This is a genomic window from Marvinbryantia sp. (assembly GCF_047017445.1).
GTDB lineage: Bacteria > Bacillota > Clostridia > Lachnospirales > Lachnospiraceae > Marvinbryantia.
This window is the reverse complement of sequence record NZ_JBKXTT010000005.1, coordinates 129,999-152,758: the sequence shown is the minus strand read 5'-3', so window position 1 is coordinate 152,758 and position 22,760 is coordinate 129,999. Positions and strand designations below refer to the sequence as shown.

21 protein-coding genes and 1 riboswitch are annotated in these 22,760 nt (G+C 53.4%); of the genes, 4 read left to right on the top strand and 17 right to left on the bottom strand.

The features are described 5' to 3' along the window. Window positions 1-153: 153 nt before the first annotated feature. The gene (locus tag ACLU9Q_RS07375) at window positions 154-1,158 is read right to left on the bottom strand and encodes a M15 family metallopeptidase (protein WP_302225591.1); all 1,005 of its coding nucleotides are present in this window, start codon (window positions 1,156-1,158) and stop codon (window positions 154-156) included. Window positions 1,159-1,476: 318 nt separating this feature from the next. Here ACLU9Q_RS07375 and ACLU9Q_RS07370 point away from each other — a divergent pair, with 318 nt between their 5' ends. Beyond that, window positions 1,477-2,937 carry a lipopolysaccharide biosynthesis protein gene (locus tag ACLU9Q_RS07370; RefSeq protein ID WP_302225592.1) on the top strand — a complete coding sequence of 487 codons (1,461 nt, stop codon included), beginning with the start codon at window positions 1,477-1,479 and terminating at the stop codon, window positions 2,935-2,937. Between the two features lie 8 nt (window positions 2,938-2,945). On the opposite strand, the gene ACLU9Q_RS07365 is transcribed toward ACLU9Q_RS07370, so the two are convergent. Genes ACLU9Q_RS07365 through ACLU9Q_RS07305 form a run of 13 tightly spaced genes read right to left on the bottom strand, consistent with a single transcriptional unit; the run spans window position 2,946 to window position 18,546 of the window. After that, window positions 2,946-4,127 (bottom strand): ATP-grasp domain-containing protein, encoded by a 1,182-nt coding sequence (locus tag ACLU9Q_RS07365; protein WP_296837804.1) that lies wholly within the window; start codon window positions 4,125-4,127, stop codon window positions 2,946-2,948. Continuing rightward, a complete protein-coding gene (locus ACLU9Q_RS07360; protein ID WP_296837801.1) occupies window positions 4,036-5,073 on the bottom strand; it encodes a glycosyltransferase in 1,038 nt (345 codons plus the stop codon). The genes ACLU9Q_RS07365 and ACLU9Q_RS07360 overlap by 92 nt, the downstream gene beginning before the upstream one ends. A gap of 26 nt (window positions 5,074-5,099) precedes the next feature. Continuing rightward, the gene (locus tag ACLU9Q_RS07355) at window positions 5,100-7,817 is read right to left on the bottom strand and encodes a YfhO family protein (RefSeq protein ID WP_296837798.1); all 2,718 of its coding nucleotides are present in this window, start codon (window positions 7,815-7,817) and stop codon (window positions 5,100-5,102) included. Window positions 7,818-7,821: 4 nt separating this feature from the next. Beyond that, window positions 7,822-9,960: an RNA degradosome polyphosphate kinase gene (locus ACLU9Q_RS07350; protein ID WP_296908555.1), complete on the bottom strand. Its 2,139-nt coding sequence runs from the start codon at window positions 9,958-9,960 to the stop codon at window positions 7,822-7,824. Window positions 9,961-9,972: 12 nt separating this feature from the next. Continuing rightward, window positions 9,973-11,490 (bottom strand): exopolyphosphatase, encoded by a 1,518-nt coding sequence (locus tag ACLU9Q_RS07345; protein ID WP_412624874.1) that lies wholly within the window; start codon window positions 11,488-11,490, stop codon window positions 9,973-9,975. A gap of 34 nt (window positions 11,491-11,524) precedes the next feature. Next, entirely contained in the window at window positions 11,525-12,835 is a 1,311-nt protein-coding gene (locus ACLU9Q_RS07340; RefSeq protein WP_412624873.1) for an ATP-binding protein, read from the bottom strand. Then, entirely contained in the window at window positions 12,832-13,977 is a 1,146-nt protein-coding gene (gene pheA, locus ACLU9Q_RS07335) for a prephenate dehydratase (protein ID WP_412624872.1), read from the bottom strand. Before pheA ends, ACLU9Q_RS07340 begins: the two co-directional genes overlap by 4 nt. After that, window positions 13,974-14,789 (bottom strand): 2-amino-4-hydroxy-6-hydroxymethyldihydropteridine diphosphokinase, encoded by an 816-nt coding sequence (gene folK, locus ACLU9Q_RS07330; protein ID WP_412624870.1) that lies wholly within the window; start codon window positions 14,787-14,789, stop codon window positions 13,974-13,976. Before folK ends, pheA begins: the two co-directional genes overlap by 4 nt. Continuing rightward, window positions 14,782-15,588, bottom strand: coding sequence for a dihydropteroate synthase (folP, locus tag ACLU9Q_RS07325; RefSeq protein ID WP_412624868.1), 807 nt, complete (start codon window positions 15,586-15,588; stop codon window positions 14,782-14,784). The genes folK and folP overlap by 8 nt, the downstream gene beginning before the upstream one ends. Next, entirely contained in the window at window positions 15,585-16,067 is a 483-nt protein-coding gene (locus tag ACLU9Q_RS07320; RefSeq protein ID WP_412624866.1) for an HD domain-containing protein, read from the bottom strand. Before ACLU9Q_RS07320 ends, folP begins: the two co-directional genes overlap by 4 nt. A 2-nt stretch (window positions 16,068-16,069) precedes the next feature. Further along, a complete protein-coding gene (gene folE, locus ACLU9Q_RS07315) occupies window positions 16,070-16,627 on the bottom strand; it encodes a GTP cyclohydrolase I FolE (RefSeq protein ID WP_296838830.1) in 558 nt (185 codons plus the stop codon). A 13-nt stretch (window positions 16,628-16,640) separates the two neighbouring features. Continuing rightward, the gene (locus ACLU9Q_RS07310; protein WP_412624864.1) at window positions 16,641-17,993 is read right to left on the bottom strand and encodes a bifunctional folylpolyglutamate synthase/dihydrofolate synthase; all 1,353 of its coding nucleotides are present in this window, start codon (window positions 17,991-17,993) and stop codon (window positions 16,641-16,643) included. A gap of 4 nt (window positions 17,994-17,997) precedes the next feature. Beyond that, window positions 17,998-18,546: a folate family ECF transporter S component gene (locus ACLU9Q_RS07305; protein ID WP_412624862.1), complete on the bottom strand. Its 549-nt coding sequence runs from the start codon at window positions 18,544-18,546 to the stop codon at window positions 17,998-18,000. Between the two features lie 141 nt (window positions 18,547-18,687). Then, a riboswitch (THF riboswitch) is annotated at window positions 18,688-18,789 on the bottom strand. 99 nt (window positions 18,790-18,888) lie between these two features. On the opposite strand from ACLU9Q_RS07305, the gene ACLU9Q_RS07300 reads away from it, so the two are divergent. From ACLU9Q_RS07300 to ACLU9Q_RS07290, 3 genes are all read left to right on the top strand, one after another. Further along, on the top strand, window positions 18,889-19,266 hold the full coding sequence (locus ACLU9Q_RS07300) for a putative ABC transporter permease (RefSeq protein ID WP_296838823.1): 378 nt from the start codon (window positions 18,889-18,891) through the stop codon (window positions 19,264-19,266). A 108-nt stretch (window positions 19,267-19,374) separates the two neighbouring features. Continuing rightward, window positions 19,375-20,301, top strand: a complete 927-nt coding sequence (gene pyrB, locus ACLU9Q_RS07295; protein ID WP_296838821.1) for an aspartate carbamoyltransferase — start codon at window positions 19,375-19,377, stop codon at window positions 20,299-20,301. Next, window positions 20,295-20,723 (top strand): aspartate carbamoyltransferase regulatory subunit, encoded by a 429-nt coding sequence (locus ACLU9Q_RS07290; RefSeq protein ID WP_296838819.1) that lies wholly within the window; start codon window positions 20,295-20,297, stop codon window positions 20,721-20,723. Before pyrB ends, ACLU9Q_RS07290 begins: the two co-directional genes overlap by 7 nt. Before the next feature lie 85 nt (window positions 20,724-20,808). On the opposite strand, the gene ACLU9Q_RS07285 is transcribed toward ACLU9Q_RS07290, so the two are convergent. From ACLU9Q_RS07285 to ACLU9Q_RS07275, 3 genes are all read right to left on the bottom strand, one after another. After that, window positions 20,809-21,726, bottom strand: coding sequence for a hypothetical protein (locus ACLU9Q_RS07285; protein WP_296908558.1), 918 nt, complete (start codon window positions 21,724-21,726; stop codon window positions 20,809-20,811). A 30-nt stretch (window positions 21,727-21,756) separates the two neighbouring features. Continuing rightward, window positions 21,757-22,248 (bottom strand): cation transporter, encoded by a 492-nt coding sequence (locus tag ACLU9Q_RS07280; protein ID WP_296835578.1) that lies wholly within the window; start codon window positions 22,246-22,248, stop codon window positions 21,757-21,759. Window positions 22,249-22,269: 21 nt separating this feature from the next. After that, window positions 22,270-22,760 (bottom strand): hypothetical protein (locus ACLU9Q_RS07275; protein WP_296928356.1); only part of this gene is annotated, 491 nt, incomplete at its 5' end.

Genomic DNA, 22,760 nt, shown 5'->3' with positions numbered 1-22,760 from the left:
TCCTGCATAATTTTGAATAAATATACTTGAATATTTATGATTAATACGCTACCACCAATCAAAATGTTTGTCAATCATTTTCGGCGAAAAAAGCACCGGGAACTCAGGCCTGCGCTTGCTTCCCGGTGTTTTTTGACGATTTGCACGGCTTTGCTAGGTGCCAAAGTATGAGAAGTGCATGTAATCCTTGCTGTTTCCCCAGTCGCCCTGGCTGAAGCCGTACTTCTTGAATATTTTCGCAACAACGCCGTTTTTCGGTATGGAGTAAGGATCTTTGCCCGGCCTCCAGTATTTTCCGGCTGTGATAGCCCCTGTCGCGATGTTGACCATGTAGTTTTCCGTCCAGTTAATGTCGATCGCAGTCCCGGTGTTGTGCTCGGAATGACCGCCTCTCCAGTCATACCCGCCCAGCTCATGGATCGGGAATTTTTCAGAGTTGTTGTAGATCTCTTTAAAAATCTGCTGAACCGTCGCCGCGAGATTTTTATGCACCATGATCGTCCATGTGCGTGTATACTTCGCTCCGCTCCTGCCGTTCTTGAAATCCCAGGTTTTTACTGTGATGGATTTCATATTTTTCTTAGCCTGAGACGCCGAGGTGTAATACCCGCCCGGATAACGCATACTCAGATTTGCATTTCCAAATACCTTCTGATATTTCTGTTTTGTGGTCGGGTTCTGGATAATGCCTGAAGAAGCGGCAGCGCCGTTCGTACCGGAATTGTTTCCGGTGGCCGGTTTCTTTGTCGTCGTCTTCTTAATAAACCCGTAAGCGATACCTGACAGCTTTCCGTAGGCAACGCCGACTGAGTTTTTCTTATAGGCGCGCACCACGTAAGCATAAGCCTTGCCCTGCTTTCTGCCGCTGATCGTACAGCTCGTCCTGGACGCGCCGCTGATCGTCTTTACACGCTTGTACAGCTTGCTGCCGGTCGAGTAATCGCGGCAGAAGATCTGATAGCCGGTTGCACCGCTCACCTTTTTCCAGGTAATCTTATGACTGCTGGTGCCGGATGCCGTCACCTTCACGTTTTTTACCTGCGCAGGCGCCGAAGGTTTTTTCGCTGCCTGTGCAAACGCCGCCAGTCCTGTCCAGAGCATCAGCGCCGCAAATAATGCCATCATAACTCTGACTGCGGATTTTTTCTTATGAACCATGTCTGTTCCTCCCAATTTGCAGCTTTCTCAGTCAAATCCCCCACAGCAGGCCACGGACATGACCCCGCCTGTTCTTTCCGCCCCGTGAGGCGGGTATTGGACTCTCCCGAAAGATATCATAACATATTTTTTAACAAATGGGAAGTATTTATTTCAAAATTGTTACAATTTTGTTTCTTTTGTTTCTTCAAAAAATTCTCCGACACATTGCTATCCGTGCTTTTTTCTGCTATACTCTTACCATCAGGCCCGGTATCCATGACGGCATCCGCGGCAAATACTTTACGCCCGTCCGGGGCAGAAAGAGAAATGTACGGCATGAATGCACAAAAACCATCCGCATCCCACAAAGAACAAAGCACCTTAAACCGACTTGCCTTAAAAGCCGGACTATTCTATATTTTTGCACAGCTTCTCGTGCGCGGAATTACCTTTCTGACAACACCGATCCTCACACGGCTTCTGTCGAAAGCGCAGTACAGCGACATCCGGCTCTATGAATCGTGGCTGCTGATCATCGGTCCGGTTTTTTCACTGAACCTGTACCGCAGCGTGGAGCGCGCGAAATATGACACGGGAGAAAACTACAATGAATTTGTGTCGTGTACATCCATGCTCTCCTATCTCTCCATCGGGTTCTGTTTTCTGGTCTGTCTTTTTTTTAAGGAACCGGTGAAGATTTTCTGCGACATGAATGATCTGATGTTTTACACAGCGTTTCTCTATACCTTCGCCCACACGGCGATCATGTTTATGCAGCGCCGCGAAAAGCAGCTGATGCGTTATAAGGTAAGCACCGCCGTGACGGCGGTGACTGTCATTCCCGCCACGCTTTTGTCCATCCTGCTGATCTGGATCGGAAGAGAAACGGGGCATACCGACGCGCTCGTCTCCCTGCGCGTAATCGGCTACTATGTGCCGTTTATCATCGCTGGGATCATTATTGCCGCCGTACTGCTGTTTCAGGGAAAAAAGGCGTACTCCCGCGCACACTGGAGATATGCGCTGCTGTTTTCCCTGCCGCTGATCCCAGAGGCGATCTCTATCCAGATCATGAATCAGTCGGACCGCATCATGGTGCGTCACCTGATCGGCAAAGAAGAGGTTGCCATCCTTGCGCTCGGCACAACCGTTTCTTATATTATATGGATTCTGGAGGATTCTGTCTGGAACGCCTGGCTTCCCTGGCTTTACGAAAAGATTTCCCGAAAGGAAACGAAGGATGTGGAAAAACCGTGGACCATTCTCATGCACGGCTTTGGAATGCTTTCCTGGTTTCTGGTGCTGCTCGCGCCGGAGATCGTGGCGATCCTCGGAAGCAGCGAATACCGCGACTGCATCTATCTGACAGCGCCCATGCTGACCGGCACGCTGTTCCGTTTCTACAGCTACAGCTATACCGCCGTAGAAAATTATCATAAAAAAACCGGCTATGTGGCGGCCGCCACCGTCGGCACCATGCTGCTCAACGTGATTTTAAATTACGTCTGCATCAAAAGCTTCGGCTATCGCGCCGCCGCTTACACGACGGCGTTCAGCTACTTCGTTCTGCTGCTCGTACAGAGCTTTATGGAATACCGTCTGACCGGCGCGCTCATTATTCCCATCAAAAAGACCGTCGCCGTCTCACTCGCTTACTTCGCACTCTGCTGCGCAAGTATGCTGCTCTTTGCCTGCCCTTCACTTATCCGCTACGGCGTGCTGGCGGCAGGCGTACTGCTGGCAGCAAAGTTCCTGCTGCCGCAGTGTTTTGGTATTCTGAAATTATTGAAAAAATAACAGCAAATTTACTCTACCTCAATTTGTATCTTTCCCATCGCCTCATGCAGCAGCTCCACCGCCTTTTCCAGCGTCTCGCCTTTGGTGACGACGTGACCGATCCGATGAGGCCCGATGCGGAATTTTTCTACTCTCTCGCCCACCTCATGATCAAATAAAATCTCGTAAATATCCGGGTTTTCTTCGTTGCGGTTGACGATGGAACGGATCACGCCGTCCCTGTCGCTCATCAGCAGATGACTGGCATTCGGCACCTTCGCATCGCCCGTAAAATCCAGATCCTGCTCTCCGAGCGCCGCCCGGAGAATTTTTTCATAATAATCAAAGCCATAGTAGATGGAAACGGATTCCGCCAGGCAGGTCGCGCCGGAACGTCCGCCGATCTCCAGCACATACGTCTTGTTATCCTTCAGGATAAAATCCGCATTGATCGCACAGTTGTCCAGCTCCATCGCCTCGATCGCCATCCGCAGCTGCTCCTTGGCGTCCTCAATGACCGCCTCGTCCAGCTCGTAAGGCACAAAGTGTCCGATCGGTACGCCGGTGTCCCCGTGGAACACATAATCGCCGTGCGGCATGATAAACTGCACCTTCCCCTGGTAAACAAACGCCTGCGCGCCAAACTCCTCGCCCTCGATAAACTCCTCGACGATAAAATAATCCTTCTTCGTATATTTCTTCGCCAGCGCGATCGCCCCGGCAAACTCCTCGCGGCGGTTCACCCGCGTGATGCCGCGGCTTCCGGAGGAATCGACTGCCTTAAAGATCAACGGCAGAGAAAGCTCGTCTATCTTCTCATAGACGTCCGGCGCGTCAAAGGCGATCTTACGGTACTTCGCCGTCCGCACGCCGTGCTTCTCATAGACCTCTTTCATAAGAAGCTTGTTCGTCGCAATGGTCGCTCCGCGGCAGGAAAGCCCGCAAAGTCCCAGGGCATCACAGACCTTTCCGATCGTGATAACGGCAACGTCCGTTCCCGCCGTCACGATCCCGTCAATCTTTTCTTCCTTCGCGATCTCCAGGATCTTCTCCCAGTCCGTCGTATTTTCATAATACACCTTATCTGCATATGCAAAACCCGGATAATTTCCCGGTATACTAACCGCGATGGAATAAATCCCCAGACGCTTCGCCGTCTGGATCAGCGGCACCTGATATATCCCCGCGCCCAGAATCATAATTTTCTTCATCGTTCGTTCCTCTCTTTCCTTTCCGTCCGTAAACCTTTCGCACCACAAACTGCGGCGACCGCTGTATCACAAGAAACATCCTGCCGATGTACTCCCCGATCAGACCCATAAACAGCAATATCACGCCGGAGAAAAAACACACCGCGGCTACCATAGTTGACCATCCGATCGGAACCGCCGGATGGATCGCCTTGTTGATAAAGACGGCGATCACCCCGACCAGTCCCAGGATCGAGAACAGACATCCGAGCCTCGTCGCCACCCGCAGCGGCACAACAGAAAAGCCCATAATATTCGACCAGAGCTGAAGCAGCTTTTTCAAAGTATAGTTAGACTGTCCGATCTCCCGCTTAAAGTGCTGGATCGGCACGCTGCTGATATTTTTTGTCGTGCGCAGAAACAGTCCCTGCAGGTGCGTAAACGGACTCTCATAGCGGATCACCGAATCCCGCACGAACCGGCGGATCACCCAATAGCTCGACGTCTTCATCCCTTTTGGTTTTCCGATCAGCCAGCGCACCGTCATATAATTGACATAACTGCCGAAATTGCGGAACGGGCTCTGCTTTTTCTGCTCGTAATAGCCATAAACAATATCGTAGCCCTTGTCAAACTCTGCAAACAGATATTTAAGCTGTGAGGGATGCGTCTGCCCATCGTCGTCCATCGCGATCAGGATATCCCCCTCCGCATAGTTCAATCCTGCCATCACGGCATTATGCTGCCCGCTGTTAAACGCAAGCTCGACCACCCGCACGCAGTCATACTCCTCTGCAAGCGCGCGCAGCTCGTTTATCGTCTTTGGATTATTTGGAGAATAATCATCCACCAGCACAAATTCATATTCGTTTCTGCCAAGGCGCTCCATTTCTTCCATGGTCGTCTCGACGACCTTACGGATCGTCCTGTCTGAATTATAACACGGAATGATGATGCTGTGCAGCATTTTTTCTCTTCCTCCTTCTTTACTTCTTATTCAAAGTCCGTCGCCGCCTTGCAGGCGCGTCTCCTTCTGCGCGCAGCAAGCAAAAGGAACAGAAACACTGCGAATGCGATAACAGAAACACAGACGCCGATCCGCATTCCCGGCATCCGGTAGCGCAGCTCGATCGTATGCTCTCCCGGCTCCAGCCAGATGCCCATATACATCAGGTTTGCCTTTTGGATCTCTGTCTCCTGTCCGTCCACATACGCCGTCCAGCCGTTCTGGTACGGAACAGAAAACACCAGAAGCTTCCTCTCCTCCAGACTGATCGTTCCCCTGACGCAATTTGTCAGGACCTCCACATTCTCCAATGAGTTTTCCTTCAGATGATCCGTGTAGGAGCTCATATTCCCCATCGGCTGACAGAAAATCTGAATATCGTCAAACTTCAAAGTATCTTTATCGGAAAAAGTAATCTTGCATTCACCGGCGGCTTCCTTATGGTATCCCAGATTGAACAAGTATGCTTTCTGTCCGGAATAATAAGGATTCTCCACACCGTGAAGGCTGTAGGAGGATTTGTATTCCCCGCAGCTGTAGCTAAACGATGTGCTGTAGCCCTCCTCATAGCGCAGCCCTTTGATATACAGATAGACCTCGGAATCCGCCGTGCCGTCAAATTTCAGGGTAAGAGAAGCCTCCTCATCCTCTGACGCCTGGATCGTGATCCTTCCCTCCTCCAGCGTTACGTTTTCGCAGATCTTTTCCGTAATCTCTGCAGTCCGTCCGGTGATCTGCACATCACCGTCCGCCGCTGTGGTTTCAAAGTCCGCTCCGCTTTCCGTGCTGTCCAGCGAAGCCGCCTGCATCAGCACCTCCTGCCGTGCCGGCACCTCATACGAGAGCAGCTCGTCCTCACTGATCACAGTGTCATACGTGTAGCCGATGGGCAGCGCCATCTCATTTTCAAACACCTCATAGGTCTTGCCGTTTTTCTCCGTCTCCAGCATCTTTGTGTAACCGTAGGGCAGATCATATGCGGTATCCTTCAGAAGCGCATAATATTTCACACACGCCAGCGTGTCCAGGAAGGAGCGCCCGTTAAAGCCCAGAAGGCGCACGCCGCTCCAGGTGCAGACGCCCATCTGGCTCCAGAAATCCTGCATGATCCTGCTGGTCGTACTGGAATACCAGACTGTGCCGTTGTAGTCCAAAAACTGCGCAGCTCCCTGTATCTGCCGGTAGGTCTGCCTGGTAGCCGCACGGTAAAACGTGTCGTCCTCCACATCCTCTATCGCTGCCAGCGGCATATTTGTGATGCTGTCCACCACCGTGCCCGCCTGCGGAAATTCATCAGTGTAATTGCCCATTCGCGGCGCAAAGGTTTCCAGTCCATAGCACCACAGGGATACAACCGTCAGGCCGACCAAAGCTCCGCCTGCCAGACGCGTCTTTCCCGGTTTTCGCCATAAAAACAGCAGGACCGCAAGCGTCAGCACCATCACAAAACCCGATACCAGCGCAATATAACGGTTTTTTCCATGAGCGAACAGCACCTCCGCTGCAAACAGCGCCAGGAAAGGCAGCGACGCCAGCACCACGATCAGCCGCTCTTTTTTTGTAAGCTCGCAGATATCCTCTATCACAAACGCCAGTGCAACGGACAGCGCAAACGAATACACATAGCTCCAGCGGTTGTTGATATTACTGAAGCCGCTGAACACAAATGCCACCGCCGGGATCATGCAGAAGATCGTTCCCGTGATCACCGATGCCTTGACGATTTTCCTTCCTTTTCGCAGGAAAAGCACTACCAGCCCGATGTAGATCAGCGGGATATATCCCAGACGCAGCCAGTTTCCCGGTCCCCGTCCGGCCGTCAGAAAATCGCGCAGGAAATTGATCGGCCACTTCCATCCATAGGAAAGAAAATTCGTACTGCTGCCGTACTCCACCGCCTCCGTGCGCCCGCTCGTCAGATAGGATGCAAAGGAATCCACCAGCGTAGCGTTCCCGATCAGAACGCCGAGCAGATAGGAGCCGATGATCATGCCGGCCAGCTTCCAGAATTCCCGCCAGGTGCGCCGCCCACGATTTCCAAAGAACCGGATCAGGAAATAGACGCCGGTGGCAATCGTGTTGATATAGAAAAAATAATAGCCGCACCAGAGATGGATCCACACAACCAGCGTGCAAAGCCACCAGCGGTTGTTCTGATAGATTTCTTCCACGGCAAGAATACACAGCGGCAGCATGATCAGACCATACAGGAAGTGCGCATGCCGCATACACGCCCACATCCCATAGCCGCAGTAAATATAGGAAAAACTGCCGATCAGCGCCGCCGTCCATCCTTTTTTAAAGTACATCAGGAACGCCGACATGGAAAGTCCGGCAACGTAAAACCGCGCCAGCAATATAAACGTATAGGCAAATTCCACGTCAGAGGCGTCGAACAGCAGAAACAGCCAGTACAGCGGTTCCAGGTGCACGGTAATGGTGTTCCCCATGCCAAGCGTGAAATCGTAGGTGGGAATGGAAAAATTTCCATCAAGAAATCCCGCAAGAATCTCCCGCGTTTTTTTTCCAAAATAAGCCGCCCGAGGCACGTATTGCGCCACCGCGTCAGAATACCATACAAAGCTTTTATCCTGCACGAGCAGCACCAGAAATACGCCTGCTGTCACCACGGCAAACAGCACGCTGTACAGCAGAATATATTTCAGGTAATAGCTCACCCTGCGCGTTGAATGCATTTCTGCCATATCCTTACTCCTCCGACACCGGCTCCGCCGGGATAAATACGCGGTCGTGGACCGGATCCGCCGGCTTTGCCACCCGCTTTACCGCCTCTTCACAGAAATAGTCCTGCGCGCACAAAAGTACCTTTCCGCGCTTGTCGATCTTCTCGTAGGTGCCGTCCGGCTGCAGGATGTGCGCCTTGACATTGTCCGCGAGCTGGATCTTTAAAATATGAAATGCCTCTTCCTTAATCTCGTCGTTATCCAGCGGGAAAAGGATTTCCACACGCTTGTCGAGGTTGCGCGGCATCCAGTCCGCGCTGCCCATGAAGATCTCCGGCTGCCCGTTATTGTGGAAGTAGAAAATACGCGCATGCTCCAGGAAGTTTCCGACGATCGAGCGCACCGTGATATTCTCGCTGACGCCCGGAATACCGGTCTTTAAGCAGCAGATGCCGCGGATAATAAGCTCGATCTTCACACCTGCCGCGCTCGCCTCATAGAGCTGGGCGATGATCTCCCTGTCGCACAGGGAATTCATCTTTGCAATAATATGCGCCGGTTCGCCTGCCCGCGCGTGCTCCGTCTCCCGGCGGATCAGCTCCCCGAAACGGCTGCGCAGCCATATCGGCGCAAGCGAAAGCCGGTTCCAGTGCTTCGGCTCCGAGTAGCCGGAAAGCATATTAAACACAGCGGTCGCGTCCTCGCCGATCGCCTCCGCACACGTTAAAAGACCGCAGTCCGTGTAGAGCTTTGCCGTGGAATCGTTGTAATTTCCGGTGCCGAGATGCACATACCGGCGGATGCCGTCCTCTTCGCGGCGCACTACCAGCGTGATCTTGCTGTGTGTTTTTAAACCGACCAGACCATAAATGACATGACAGCCCGCCTTTTCCAGCATTTTCGCCCAGACGATATTGTTTTCCTCATCAAAGCGCGCTTTCAGCTCCACCAGAACGGATACCTGCTTGCCGTTCTCCGCCGCCTGCGCGAGCGCAGCAATGATCGGTGAATTGCCGCTGACGCGGTAGAGCGTCTGCTTGATCGCCAGCACATCCGGATCTTTTGCCGCCTGGCGCACGAAATCCACCACCGGATCGAACGTCACGTACGGATGGTGCAGCAGAATATTGCCCTCGCGGATCGCCGCAAAGATATCGCTGCAGTTCATCAGCGCCGGAACCGGCTGCGGAACGTAGGGCTTGTTCTTCAGATGGTCGAAGCCGGACAGACCGTACATCTTCATCAGAAACGTGAGATCGAGCGGTCCGCTGATATGGAACACATCGTCACCTTTAATGTTGAATTCTTTTTTCAGGATCTTCAGAAGCTGTTTGTCCATGCCGTCCTCGACTTCCAGGCGGATGACCTCGCCCCACTGGCGCTTCTTGAGCTGCTTCTGGATCTCCTTGAGCAGATCCGCCGCCTCGTCCTCCTCGATCGTCAGATCGGCGTTGCGCATGATGCGGTACGGGTGCGCGCAGACTACGTCGTAGCTTAAAAACAGCTTACCGATGTTGCGCTCAATGATCTCCTCAAGCAGAATCACAGAACGCTTCTCCGGCTTTTCTTTCGGCAGCTCAATGATGCGCGGGAGCACGGACGGCACCTGCACGGTCGCAAACTGTATGGAGGGTTCCTTTTTGCCCTCCTCCTTTTTGGAGATCAGCGCACCGATGTTCAGTGTCTTGTTGCGGATAAGCGGAAACGGGCGCGAGGAATCCATCGCCATCGGCGTGAGCACCGGATAAACATTTTCCTCAAAATAGCGATCCACATACGCCTTCTGCTCGCGGTTTAAGTCCTCATGCTTCGTAACGACCTCCAGCCCCTGCTGCTTCAGCGCCGGAAGCAGCGAGCGGTTGTAGGTGGAATACTGCAGCGCAACGACCTCCTGCACGCGCTTTAAGATCAGCTCCAGCTGCTCGGACGCCGTCATGCCTGCAATATCATGTTTTGTATAACCGGCGTGCACCATATCCTTCAGAGAAGCCACGCGGATCATGAAAAACTCATCAAAGTTCGACGCGGTGATGCTCAAAAACTTCAGGCGCTCAAAAAGAGGGATGCTTTTATCGCGCGCCTCGCTCAGCACGCGCTCGTTAAAGCTGATCCAGCTGTCCTCCCGGTTCCGATAGTATTCCGGTTTCGTGAAATCCATATCCATTGCCTTTCCCTCCTACATCGTCTTTTTCTGCCGGATAACCGGGCGAATATGAAATACCTCTTCAAAATAATCTGCCTTTGGCGGAAACAGTCCCTTTTCCAGCGTGATATCCTCCGTCGTCTCCACGTGGATCTGAAGCTCCGCTTCCTTCAGCGTAAAGCGAACCTGACTGAATTTCTGCTTGTGGCTGCGGTCAAGGGCGTTCGCCACACGCAGGATCGCCGTCAGCTTCATAATGATCAGATACTCCTTCTCCCCAAGTCCCGGCTGCATCATAATATCCTCGTAAGTGAAATCGAGCGTATTATATTTTACCACATTTGCGATCATGCGCCGCTCCTTATTAGACAGCCCGATGATCTCGGTCGCCATGATAATGCTGTAGGAACACTCTGCGCCGTCGGAGAGGTTGATGTATTTTCCGCAGCCGTGCAGGATCACCGCGATCTGCAGCAATAACCGCTGGCGCGCGTCCAGCCCGGAGAATTTTTTAATCTTGTCAAAAATCGGCAGCGCCAGATTTTCCAGATTTTTGATATGGCTCTTGTTGCACTGATAGCGCTTTGCGATGATCCGCGCCGCGGCGATGATATCATCGTCAAAATTATGCTCCATGCGGATCAGCCTGCTTCGCTGCGCATAATCGCAGGCAATGCCGTCATTTAAGCAAAGACCTGGCATCCAGATGGTCTGCGCTCCCATCTCCTCGATCAGTCGCTTGTAGATGGTGACGGACGGCAGCACCAGGGAAGCGCTCTCAGACGGAATGCCGTACTCGCGCGCGATCTCCTCCGGACGCATCTCGATCACCCGTTCATACATCTCCATAAACTGCGCGGCGTCCACGGTTGGCTTTCCGAGAAGCTCCAGGATATAGTCGCCGGCAACGATCAGATTTTTGATCTCACGGTCCTTTAAGTACATTTTTTTAAAGCTGGCAAGCTCGTTGTTGATAAGCTCCTCCGCCATCTCCTCCATATGAAGGGTGTGGCGTACGAGATCCGCCATCTTTTCACGGATACGCAGATGCCCCATACGGATATTCTGCGTTGTCACCAGCTTGTCGTTGTCAAACAGACAGATCTGGATACTTCCGCCGCCCACATCCACGATCGCGGTTCCGTTCTGGATGATTTTGTAGAAATCCTTCTCCCCAAACGCGATCGACTTATAATCCAGGAAGCGCTGCTCGGAATTGTCAAGGATCTCCAGGTTAAGCCCCGTCTCCCGCTTTACCTGCTCCAGAACGAGCATACGGTTTTCCGCCTCCCGCACGGAGCTGGTCGCACAGGCACGGTATGACGTTACCTTGTAGCCGTTCATGATCCGCACAAAATCCTTCAGGACGCTGCAGAGCTCCTCGATCTTTTTCACGCTGATCTTGCCGGTATTGAAGGTGTCCTTTCCAAGCTCCATCCGGTAACGCACGCAATCGATCTCTTTCATCTCGTGCCGCGCCGGAAATTCAAAGATTTTCATTCCTACCTCGTAGGAACCCACATCAATGGATGCAAACATTTTCACTGCCATGTCATGTTTTCTCCTTGCTTACGATATAATGCCTTTACATCTGTCCGAGCAGATAATCGATAAACTGCTGTGCGGTCCTGCCGGAAAGCCCGCCGTGGGACAGCTCCCACTTGTTCGCCTCCAGCAGAAGCTCCTCCTCCGGAAGTGCAACGCCGTTTTTCTCTGCCAGCACCCTGACGATATTCTGAAATTCCTTTTTGTCCGGTGCGCAGAAGAAAATCTGCACGCCGAAGCGGTTGACCAGGGAAAGCTTTTCCTGCACGGTGTCGGAGGAATGCAGATCGTCCCGGCGATCTTCCTTGTCGCTGAATTTCTCCCGCACAAGGTGACGGCGGTTCGACGTCGCATAGATCAGAACGTTGTCCGGCTTTTTCTCCAGTCCGCCCTCGATCACCGCTTTCAGATACTTATATTCTATCTCAAAATCTTCAAAAGACAAGTCATCCATGTAAATTATGAACTTATAATTGCGGTTTTTTATCTGTGCGATCACGTCGTTCAGCTCCTGGAACTGATGCTTATAAATCTCGATGACGCGCAGCCCGCGCTCATAATACTGATTTAAGATGCCCTTGATGCTGGAGGATTTTCCGGTGCCCGCATCGCCGAACAGCAGGCAGTTATTCGCTTTCCGCCCGCTCACAAACGCCTCCGTGTTGTCGATCAGCTTCTTCTTCGCGATCTCATAGCCCACCAGGTCGTCCAGATGTACATGCGCGATATTCCTGATCGGCACGATCTCCACGCCCCCGTCGGTGCGCTCCACCCGGAACGCCTTGTGAAGCCCCAGCTTTCCGACGCCGAAATCCTTGTAAAAATCTATCATATGCTCCATAAATTCGTCCACATCTCCCGACTGCTCCAGTAAAAGCGTCAGGCTGCAGATGCGGTCGCGGATACGCTTATTGAAGGTCTTGCTGCTGCGGTCGATATTCCGGTAATCCATCAGGCAGCGCATCGCGGTTATGCCGGTTTTTTTCTCGATCTCCCTGAGGTCAAACGCATAAAGACCGCGAAAAATCTCAAAATCGTGTCTCGCGATGTCGACGATGCTGCCCTCCACCTTTCCCACGATCTCGCAGGAGGTGCTGAATGCATTTTCATGGTTCACCAGCAGATAGGTCAGATAGTTGTGCCAGAGGTTGCCCTCAAAGCCATAGGAACCGGCCATCTCCACCAGGCCGCTGATGCAGTCATAGTATACGCCCCGCAGGGTATCCATTCCATACTGCTCGCTGCCGTCGTAATCGAGATTTTCCATCACCCAGACCATATTGTCAAAAACCTTGGCGTCCTTAAATTTACGGTATACCAGCAGTTCTTCCACTCTTGTATTTCCGGTCATATTTTCCCTCCGCAATAATTTCCGAGGATTTTTACGTTTGCCGCTTCCTCCGTAATACCGCGCAGCGCATTTTTCACAGCGCTGTCGTTCAGATTACCCTCCACATCCACGAAAAACCGGTACTCCCAGTTCCGCTCCGGGATCGGGCGCGATTCGATCTTGCTCATGTTCAGATTGTTGTAAATAAAATGCGACAGTATATGGTACAGCGCTCCGCTTCTGTGCGGCGTCTCAAAACAAATGCTGATCTTGTTGGCGTCTTTTTCAAAAATGCGCTGGTTTGAGACAATGATAAAGCGCGTGGAGTTGCCCTTTGTCGTGGAAATATGTTCTTTCAGCACCTCCAGCCCGAACACCTCGCCAGCAAAAGCGCTCGCGATCGCCGCCTGCGAAGCGTCCTGCTCCTTTGCGACCTTTTTCGCCGCCATCGCCGTGTTGTCCACTGCCACCTGCTGCCAGTCGCGGTGCTCGTTTAAAAATTCCTCGCACTGCATCAGTCCCTGCTCGTGCGAGCAGACCGTCTTAATATCGGAAAGCTTCGTCCCCGGCAGTCCCAGCAGCGTATGCTCAATACGGATGATCTGCTCGCCGACAATGTAATCGTCGTATTTCAGAAGCAGATCATAAATTTCACTGACGAAGCCCGCAGTGGAATTTTCGATCGGCAGCACCGCGAAATCCGCCATGCCCTCCGAGATCGCCTCCAGCGCGTCGCGCCATTTTGCCACCGCAAAGGAATTTACCCTATCGCCGAAATACTTCTTCATCGCCGCCTGCGTGTAGGCGCCCTCCACGCCCTGGAACACGACGCGGATATTCTCTTTTTCAATGCTCTCCACCTGCGTAAACGGCAGCCTGCCGATCACCCCCTCGCGCGCGAGAAGCTGGTACTGCCGCTTTCTGCTTATCGACATGATCTGCCGGAAAAGCTCCTCGATGGCGTGACTGTTGAAATCGCTGTCCGTCAGCGCCGTCAGCGCGGCGATCTTCGCATCCTCACGTTCCTTGTCAAACACCTTTTTTCCGGTCTGTATCTTATATTCCGCGACCTTCTCGCAGACTGCCATTCTCTTTTCATAAAGCTCCACGATCTGTTTGTCGATCACGTCGAGCTCCCCCCGTAAAACGGATAACTCTGTCATCTGACCACCTCCATCTTCAGTTCCTCTATCGTCCGTCCAAGCAGCGGATGCCGCACGTGCGGCGCGATCTGCGCAAGCGGAACCAGAACAAAATCGCGCAGATGCAGCTCCTTATGCGGAACGGTAAGCGTTTCCGTGTCGATCACCGCGTCGTCGTAAAGCAGGATATCGAGGTCGAGCGTGCGCGGTCCCCAATGAACAACGCGCTCCCGCCCCGCCTCCGCCTCTATCTCGTTCAGACGAAGAAGCAGCTCCTGCGGCGTAAGCAGCGTGCGAAGCTTCAGCGCGCCGTTTAAGAAATCGTCCTGCTTTACGCCGCCATAAGGCTCCGTGACGATATAATCCGCGACCGCCTCCACCTGGCAGCCGCGCGTCTTTCGCAGCGCCTCCACCGCGCCGTCAAGATAAGCCTGTTTATCTCCCATATTGGAGCCGAGCGCAATATACGCCGTGTGCCAGCCGCGCGTAATCTCTACGCTCACCGTCTCCAGCGGCAGGCCAACCGGCGCCCACGGCTTCTTCACCTCAAGCTGTATCGCCTGCAGACGCGGAAACGCAAGAAGCAGCTCCTGTGCGAGCTGCTCTGCCGCCGCCTCTATCAGCTTAAACGTGTGCTCCTGCATAAATTTCGTTATATATTGACTAACCTCTCCGTAGTGGATAGAATATTCCAGGGCATCCGTCATGCCTGCCGTGCGCGTGTCCGTAAAGAGCACGGCAGACAGCACAAATTTCTGCCCAAGCACGTTTTCCTCCGGAAATACGCCGTGGTTGGCAAAGACCTCAAGATTTTTGATGATGATCTTATCCATGAAGAATAGCCTCCGTCATCCTGATCGCCCTGGCATTTTCCTTCACATCATGGACGCGCACAAACATCGCCTGCTTCATCACTCCGAAGACCGTCGTCACCAGCGTGCCCTCCACGCGCTCCGCCGCCGGAAGGTCCAGAGTCAGCCCGATCACCGACTTGCGTGAGGTACCAAGCAGCACCGGGTAGCCGAGAGACTGCAGCTCCTCCAGGTGGTTGATCGCTGTCAGATTGTGCTCGTAGGTTTTGCCAAAGCCAACGCCCGGATCGAGAATGATCTTATCGTCGGCGATCCCCGCCTTCTTTGCGATCGCCACCGTCTCCCGCAGATCCGCAAGCAGCTCTTTTCGAAAGTCCGTGTAATCCGCCGCCTGCCGGTTGTGCATCAGACAGCAGGGCACGCCCGCCTGTGCGATGACGCCCGCAAGCGCCGCGTCGTATTTCAGTCCCCAGATATCATTGACGAGATCTGCGCCCGCCTCCAGCGCAGCCTTCGCCACCGCGCTCTTATAGGTATCCACTGATATGGGAATATCAAAATGCTTCTTTACCAGCTCGATCATCGGCGTCACCCTGGCGATCTCCTCCTCGTCGCTCAGCATCGTGTAGCCCGGTCTGGTGGACTCACCGCCAATATCAATAATGTCCGCGCCGTCCGCGATCATCTGCTCCGTGTGCGCAAGCGCCGCCTCCGGATTATTCCAGCACCCGCCGTCTGAAAAGGAGTCCGGCGTCACGTTTAATATCCCCATAATGTATGTGTGTCCCGTCTCCCGAAATTCCCGGTTTCCGATTTTCATAGTATGATCCTCCAGTTTTTCTTCTCGTTTTTCCAGTCGCACTGCGGCTCTGCAGGGCAGGCAAAGCAGCTTCTTGAAAGCTTATCCGCCCGGTAAATAAGCCCGGAAAGATTTCTTTCTTCGCGAATGCCTGCATTGCGGTGCTGCCTGATCGCTTCCAGGATTTCCGCTGATTCGCTCTCCGTGAAACCGCACTCCTTTAAAATCTGCGGCGCCAAAAGTACGCTCGCCTGCTCGTGCGGCGTCCCCTCCCGGTACTGCAGATGCCTGCCGATATCGTGCAGCAGCGCCGCCGCATAGATCATTTCCTTTGAAAGTCCCACCGCCTCCTCCAGGTTCAGAAGCTGCGCGATCCGCGCCACATCCAGGAAGTGCGCCATATTGTGGCGGCAGAAAACGCGTGTCCTTTCACATTCCTCTATCTCTCTTAAATACGACCGGTAGGTTTTGTTTTCCAGTATCTTATTTACCCGCTCCATCGCTATCGCTCCAGCATCCGGTAAAACTGATTCTGCAGCGCCTCATTATTTTCAAAGATGCCGCGGGTGACGACGGTGACAGTCTTTGTGCCCGGCTTTTTCACGCCGCGCATCGTCATGCACATATGCTCCGCCTCCAGCATCACCATAACGCCCTGCGGCGCCAGATGCTCCATAAAGGCATCCGCCACCTGTGCGGTAAGCTGCTCCTGCAGCTGCAGCCTGCGCGCAAATACATTGACTGTGCGGGCGATCTTGCTCAGCCCCACAACGCAATCGTTCGGCACATACGCCACATGCGCCTTTCCCCAGAACGGCAGCATATGATGCTCGCACATGGAATAAAAGGTGATGTCCTTTTCCATGACCATATCGCTGTTTTCCACATGGAACCGCTTTTTTAAATGCTCCCCGGCATCCTCATACATGCCGCCCGCGATCTCCTCATACATGCGCGCGATGCGGTCCGGCGTCTCGATCAGCCCCTCGCGGTTTATATCCTCGCCGATTCCTTCTAATATCAGCCTTACGCCCTCTCTGATTTTATCCTGATCCATCATGACATTTTCTCCTTCATCCTCTGCAGCGGACCGGCATTTCTCCGCCGCAGTTGATCTTGTTACTGTTCACTCCGTTCGCAGTAACCTTCTCTGCTTCCCCGGCAAGCGCCCCCAGAAACGACAGGGAACCGAACGCCAGTATCACGCCATCCTCCCTCTCCGCCTTCGCGATGCTCTCCGCAGCAGCCTCCGCGATACTTCCGGCTGCATGCACCTCCGGGATATATTTTCCTGCAATTTCCGCCAGCTTCTCCGCCGGCAGCGCCCGCGGATTGTCCGGCGTCTCGATCGTGATCATTTCTTTTATGTAGGGAGCCACCGTTTTCAGAACCGCTTCGTATTCCTTGTCCCTTAAAACGCCGCAGATCGCAATGATCCGCCTGCCCTTTAAATAAGTCTCAATGGAAGCCTTTAGCTGCTCTGCCGCGCCGCGGTTATGCGCCCCGTCGATGATAAAAAGCGGCTTTTCATTCAGCACCGTAAAGCGTCCGCGCCAGACAGTTTTTGAAAGCCCCGCCCGCAGCTGCCCCTCCGTGATCTTAAAGCCCAGGCTATTAAGCGCGCGTACCGCCTCCACTGCAACGACCGCGTTTTCGATCTGACAGGTGCCAGCAAGGTGAATCTCCAGGTCTTTATAGCCGCCGTAGGAAAAGCTCTGCCTCCAAAGTCCGCAGGAGACGTCCGTCGCCTTCACCACGTCCGCAATGCAAAGCTTCGCCCGCTGCTGCGCAGCCGTTTCCCGGATCACCTGCATCGCCTCCGGCTCCTGACGTGCGCTCACCACCGCGGTGCCCGGCTTGATGATGCCCGCTTTGTGCGCGGCAATCTCCGCCAGTGTGTTTCCAAGAAACTGCATATGATCGCGGCTGATGGAGACAAGCACCTCCAGCACCGTCGTTTGCACCGCATTTGTGGCGTCCGTGTCGCCGCCCATCCCCGTCTCCAGCACAACGATGTCACATTTTTCCTGCACAAAATACAAAAATGCCAGAGCGGTCTCTATCTCAAATACCGTCGGCTGCGGTTTTCCCGCCGCCTTAAGACGCGCCGCCGCATCGCGGATGCATGTCGTGTGCTCTGCAAGCGCCTCTCTTGTAATATATTCCTCATTTACCTGGATGCGTTCCCGGTAGGAAAACAGCGTCGGTGAAATGTATCGCCCCACGCGGTATCCCGCCTCCTTTAAAATGGTGGACAGGTATGCCAGCACAGAGCCCTTGCCGTTTGTCCCGGCTATATGGATAAATTTCAGCGCATCCTGCGGATCGCCAAGCTCCTTTAGCAGCGCCCGCATACTCTCAAGTCCCAGAATACTCCCGGTTTTTCCCGCCTCGTCGAGGTACGCCCTCGCCTCTTTATAATCCATACCGCTACACCGTCCTGCGCGCCGCATCGCCGCGGACCAGAGCAGTCAGGGGGCTGTAATACAGAAGATTTGTGAGGACGCAGTACACCGGTATCATCGTCCCGCACTGGATCAGTCTGCCCGGCAGGATCGCACGCAGATCGTAACCGTTCATCAGCACCAGTCCGCTTGTCGTCAGCACCAGTGTCCCCAGAACCGCACAGCACACGATCGACAGGCACAGATACAGCATTTTCTGAAGCTTTGCGCCCTTCATCAACGGCTGCATCAGCGCCGGGATAATGCCCCAGGTCATCGTGGAGAGCGTGATCAGCGGATTGACCGCATAGCCTTTCAGCAGACAGCCGAGAATATCCGCCGCCATGCCGCATAAGCCGCCGGCCAGCGGACCGAACCAGAGTCCGGCGAGAATGGTCGGCAGGCTGCTGATCGTGATCCGCGCAAAGCCAAGGTCGATCGAGATCACTTTGCTCAAAATGATCTGCATGGCAACCAGAAGCGCCATAAATACCAGTGTACGTGTTTCGATTGTCGTCTTGTTATTTCTTTCCATAAAAATAACACCTCCATAATGTGATTTCAACGGATAAACCTTATCCGCCCCGAAAACACCGCCGTCCGCCGACATACAGACGGGGCATTTAGAGTAGATAAATAATATTCCCTCCACACTATGAGGCGTTCTCATATATGTAGCAACGGGTGCGGAAAAAGCATCGCAAGCCCCGTCGGGACTTTTCGGTTCAGGGCGACTCCCCAGCCGCTGACAACTTAACGCGCTTATTCCTACTTCGCTATTATTTATTTATCGACATTATACCACAGTGCCCGCGATTTTCAATACTAAGTTGCATTGTTACGCATAATTTTCGCCGCATCTGTGCATACTCACACTATGAAAAACTTTTTGAAATGCGGCGTATTCGGCTGGTGTCTGGAAATTCTCTGGACCAGCCTCGATTCCCTCCGCCGCGGGGAATTTAAGCTGATGGGACAGTCCTCGATCTGGATGTTTCCCATCTACGGCATGGCTGCCGTCATCCGCCCGCTCTCGGTGCTTTTTGCTCCGCTCGGCGTGATAAAGCGCGGGCTGATCTATATGAGCGGCATTTTCAGCATGGAATATCTGACTGGATCCTTCCTGCAGAAAAGGGGCATCTGTCCATGGGATTACAGCGACGCGAAGCTGAATTACCGCGGGCTGATCCGCCTGGACTACGCGCCCTTATGGTTCCTCACCGGGCTTTTTTATGAAAAGATTTTAAAATCATGATTTTTGTTCTTCCCTTCCAGCCCATTATAGTGTATACTTGTAACGATCAGCAGGTCTGCCGCCTGTCATGCAGCCTGCGAGAAAACATGGGAAAAGGAGATGCAATTTATGAGACACTTAATGAGCCCTCTGGACCTCTCCGTTGAGGAGCTGAACGACATTCTGGATCTGGCAGGCGATATTGAAGCCAATCCGAAAGCCTACGCTCACAAATGTGATGGTTTAAAATTAGCCACTTTGTTTTATGAACCAAGTACAAGAACGCGACTCAGTTTTGAAGCAGCAATGATGAATCTGGGTGGCAATGTACTTGGTTTTTCTTCGGCCGCCAGCTCCTCCGCCTCCAAGGGCGAGAGCGTTTCCGATACCATCCGCATGGTATCCTGCTACGCCGATATCTGCGCAATGCGCCACCCGAAGGAGGGGGCGCCGCTGGTCGCTTCCACAAAATCCTCCATCCCGGTCATCAATGCCGGCGACGGCGGTCATCAGCACCCTACACAGACGCTCACCGATCTGATGACCATCCGCTCCCTGAAGGGACGGCTTGACAACCTCACCATCGGTCTCTGCGGCGATCTGAAATTCGGGCGCACGGTCCACTCTCTGATCCACGCGATGATCCGCTATCCGAACGTGAAATTCATCCTGATCTCCCCGGAGGAGCTGCGCATTCCCAGCTATATCCGCGAGGATGTTCTTCAGAAAAACCATATCCCGTTTGAGGAGGTGGTCCGCCTGGAGGAGGCGCTGCCGAAGCTTGATCTGCTCTACATGACACGCGTACAGCGCGAGCGCTTCTTCAACGAGGAAGATTACGTGCGCATGAAGGATTTCTACATTCTGGACAAAAAGAAAATGGCGCTTGCCGGACCGGACATGCTGGTGCTCCACCCGCTCCCGCGCGTCAACGAGATTTCCGTGGAGGTGGACGACGACCCGCGCGCCGTTTACTTTAAACAGGTACAATACGGTGTCTATGTAAGAATGGCACTGATTCTCACACTGCTGAAATGGAGGGATACCACATGTTAAACGTAGGCGCACTGAACGAGGGCTTCGTGCTCGACCATATCGAAGCCGGAAAAAGCATGACCATTTACCACTATCTGCGGCTGGACAAGCTGGACTGCACCGTGGCGATCATCAAAAACGCCGTCAGCAATAAGATGGGCAGAAAGGACATTATCAAGGTGGAGTGCCCGATCGATATGCTGAACCTGGACATCCTCGGCTTCATCGATCATAACATCACCATCAACATCATCCAGGACGGAAAAATCGTGGAGAAAAAGGACCTTTCTCTCCCGAAAAAGATTGTGAATGTCATCAAATGCAAAAACCCGCGCTGCATCACCTCCATCGAGCAGGAATTAGACCATATCTTTATCCTGACAGACCCGGAAAAAGAGGTGTACCGCTGCAAATACTGCGAAGAGAAATACCGCGGAAAATAAAATCACTGAAAAACAGGGCTGTGAAAAACGGAGTGGAAAACCTCCGAATTTCATAGCCCTTTACTTTGCAGAATAAATTTCATATTCATGGCACACGGCGCTGTTTTTTCTTTTTTCCTGCCGCGCAGACCAGCAGAACCATTACCGAGCCTCCGCAGAGCAGTATCCACAGCATCAGGTCTGTTTCATCCCCGGTTTTTGCTGCGGCTCCTTTCGCATCGCTTCCGGAGGAATTGCCTGGTGTTTTCCCGGATGTTCCCGTGTTCCCCGTCTGTTTTCCGCCCGTTTTTTCGGTTTCTGTTTCCGACTCTGTTTCGCCCGGCGCTTCCGTTTCTGTCTCCGTCTCCGTTTCATCCGGAGCTTCCGTTTCTGTCCCCGTTTCTGTCTCATCCGGCGCTTCCGTTTCGTTTCCGCCCTCCGGCTGCTCCGCCAGCACATAATAGCTGTTGTGTGTGGTGGCAAAGGAAATCTTACCGCCGGATACGCTGCTCTCCATCCGGGTCACGCTGCCCTGTCCGGATACATAATAGACGGACGGGTTTCTGTATCCACCATTCAGGCCGATGGTAACGGTGATCTGTCCGTTCACCTCATAACGCTGTCCGTTGCTGTCCACAAAATAAATGTCGTAGACGCGCAGGTTCGTCCCAAGCCCTTCCATGCAGTTTTCGATCCAGTCATGGATTTCCCCGTTTTCTTCCTCCAGTATGTGCTCCACCACGAAGAGCAGCCCGTCCGGCAGGCTGTCCCCTTCCACGGTCACAGCCGTCCCGTCGTCAAGCGTCACTTCCCCGCTGCCCTTTTCCACAGTATCCGGATGTCCGTTCACCTTTGTGGTCAGCACGGTCTGGCTGTCCTGCGCAGTCTGTGTTTCCTGCGCCGCCTGGCTGTCCTGCACGGTCTGTGTTTCCTGCGCCTGTGCAGGTGCCGGGAGCGCTGCGAGCAGGAGGCACAGCGACGCCGCTTTCGCCAGTGTCCGGATCCTCTTCTTTAAAAATCCCACTTTCCCGTCTCCTCTCTGAAATTTCCGGTCTTACTGTGTATCAGCAAGCTCTGCCGCAAAGGTGACTAACGCCCGGTAGGTGCCCGGACTGGTTTTCCCCCACGTTTCGCTGGGGATGTGGACTGTCAGCGAGACAGATGTCCCACCGTTTTCCAATTCCTTACTGCTCCAGTTCTTCCCGGTAAATGCCGTGCCTCCCTGCCAGAGTGCAAACGGGAAGCGGTTCCCGTCATCCGCCGTGTCCGTAAATTCCGTGGTATCCACGCTGACACGGACCTCCTGCTTTGTTCCGATCTCCCCTGTCACAGACAGGCTGCCGATTTCTGTGTCCACCGTCCCGAAAGTGATATCCTGGCTCGCCGGGATGGACATTGTGTAGGACGCATTCTTTTGGATGGTGAGCTGCATGGACTGCGACTGGCTGCCGTCAGCGGCATACGCTGTGCAGACGGACATTGCCAGGACAGTCGCTGCGAGACTCGCGCCCGCAGCTCTCTTTTTCCATTTTTTCCCTGTTTCCATGCCTATGCCGCCTCCCGGTGCTTAGTTTGTGCTGTCTACAACTGATGAAGTGAACACGATCTGTCCGCTGTAGCTTCCTGCTCCTACCGTTCCAAGAGCAGCGAAATGTAACGTACCGGTTCCGGTCTCTGCCTCCAGAGAATTTCCTTTAAACTCTGCCACCACTGCGTTATCTGCGATTGCTTCCCCTCCTGCGCTCAGGCTGACGGTGGATGTTATCGTATTTGTCGCATCTGCAGAATCTGTAAGCGTTACCTTGCCGCCTGCTATTCCGCTTGCAACAGTAACCGCCACTTTCTTACCTGATGCCACATTACTTTCTGTAAGTGCGATCGGCTCTGCAGCAACACTTACTGTTTCACTCAGCGTCACAGTTTTCGGGATGCTCAGTACATACCGGGAATCTTTTGCATATGTCACTGTCAGCGTATCGTTTTCTGCCGCGAAAGCGGTCAGCGCCCCTCCTGCGATCATTCCTGCTGCAAGCACTCCTGCAAGTCCTTTTGTAAGAT

What these genes read in the sequence shown, in the direction of transcription:
- ACLU9Q_RS07280 (WP_296835578.1), bottom strand. Translation starts at nt 22,248, where the DNA reads ATGGAAACAGGGAAAAAATGGAAAAAGAGAGCTGCGGGCGCGAGTCTC.
- ACLU9Q_RS07305 (WP_412624862.1), bottom strand. Translation starts at nt 18,546, where the DNA reads ATGGAAAGAAATAACAAGACGACAATCGAAACACGTACACTGGTATTT.
- ACLU9Q_RS07345 (WP_412624874.1), bottom strand. Translation starts at nt 11,490, where the DNA reads ATGGCAGTGAAAATGTTTGCATCCATTGATGTGGGTTCCTACGAGGTA.
- ACLU9Q_RS07360 (WP_296837801.1), bottom strand. Translation starts at nt 5,073, where the DNA reads ATGCTGCACAGCATCATCATTCCGTGTTATAATTCAGACAGGACGATC.
- ACLU9Q_RS07300 (WP_296838823.1), top strand. Translation starts at nt 18,889, where the DNA reads ATGAAAAACTTTTTGAAATGCGGCGTATTCGGCTGGTGTCTGGAAATT.
- pyrB (WP_296838821.1), top strand. Translation starts at nt 19,375, where the DNA reads ATGAGACACTTAATGAGCCCTCTGGACCTCTCCGTTGAGGAGCTGAAC.
- ACLU9Q_RS07365 (WP_296837804.1), bottom strand. Translation starts at nt 4,127, where the DNA reads ATGAAGAAAATTATGATTCTGGGCGCGGGGATATATCAGGTGCCGCTG.
- ACLU9Q_RS07340 (WP_412624873.1), bottom strand. Translation starts at nt 12,835, where the DNA reads ATGACCGGAAATACAAGAGTGGAAGAACTGCTGGTATACCGTAAATTT.
- folK (WP_412624870.1), bottom strand. Translation starts at nt 14,789, where the DNA reads ATGGATAAGATCATCATCAAAAATCTTGAGGTCTTTGCCAACCACGGC.
- ACLU9Q_RS07355 (WP_296837798.1), bottom strand. Translation starts at nt 7,817, where the DNA reads ATGGCAGAAATGCATTCAACGCGCAGGGTGAGCTATTACCTGAAATAT.
- ACLU9Q_RS07320 (WP_412624866.1), bottom strand. Translation starts at nt 16,067, where the DNA reads ATGGAGCGGGTAAATAAGATACTGGAAAACAAAACCTACCGGTCGTAT.
- folE (WP_296838830.1), bottom strand. Translation starts at nt 16,627, where the DNA reads ATGATGGATCAGGATAAAATCAGAGAGGGCGTAAGGCTGATATTAGAA.
- ACLU9Q_RS07350 (WP_296908555.1), bottom strand. Translation starts at nt 9,960, where the DNA reads ATGGATATGGATTTCACGAAACCGGAATACTATCGGAACCGGGAGGAC.
- ACLU9Q_RS07290 (WP_296838819.1), top strand. Translation starts at nt 20,295, where the DNA reads ATGTTAAACGTAGGCGCACTGAACGAGGGCTTCGTGCTCGACCATATC.
- ACLU9Q_RS07375 (WP_302225591.1), bottom strand. Translation starts at nt 1,158, where the DNA reads ATGGTTCATAAGAAAAAATCCGCAGTCAGAGTTATGATGGCATTATTT.
- ACLU9Q_RS07370 (WP_302225592.1), top strand. Translation starts at nt 1,477, where the DNA reads ATGAATGCACAAAAACCATCCGCATCCCACAAAGAACAAAGCACCTTA.
- folP (WP_412624868.1), bottom strand. Translation starts at nt 15,588, where the DNA reads ATGAAAATCGGAAACCGGGAATTTCGGGAGACGGGACACACATACATT.
- pheA (WP_412624872.1), bottom strand. Translation starts at nt 13,977, where the DNA reads ATGACAGAGTTATCCGTTTTACGGGGGGAGCTCGACGTGATCGACAAA.
- ACLU9Q_RS07310 (WP_412624864.1), bottom strand. Translation starts at nt 17,993, where the DNA reads ATGGATTATAAAGAGGCGAGGGCGTACCTCGACGAGGCGGGAAAAACC.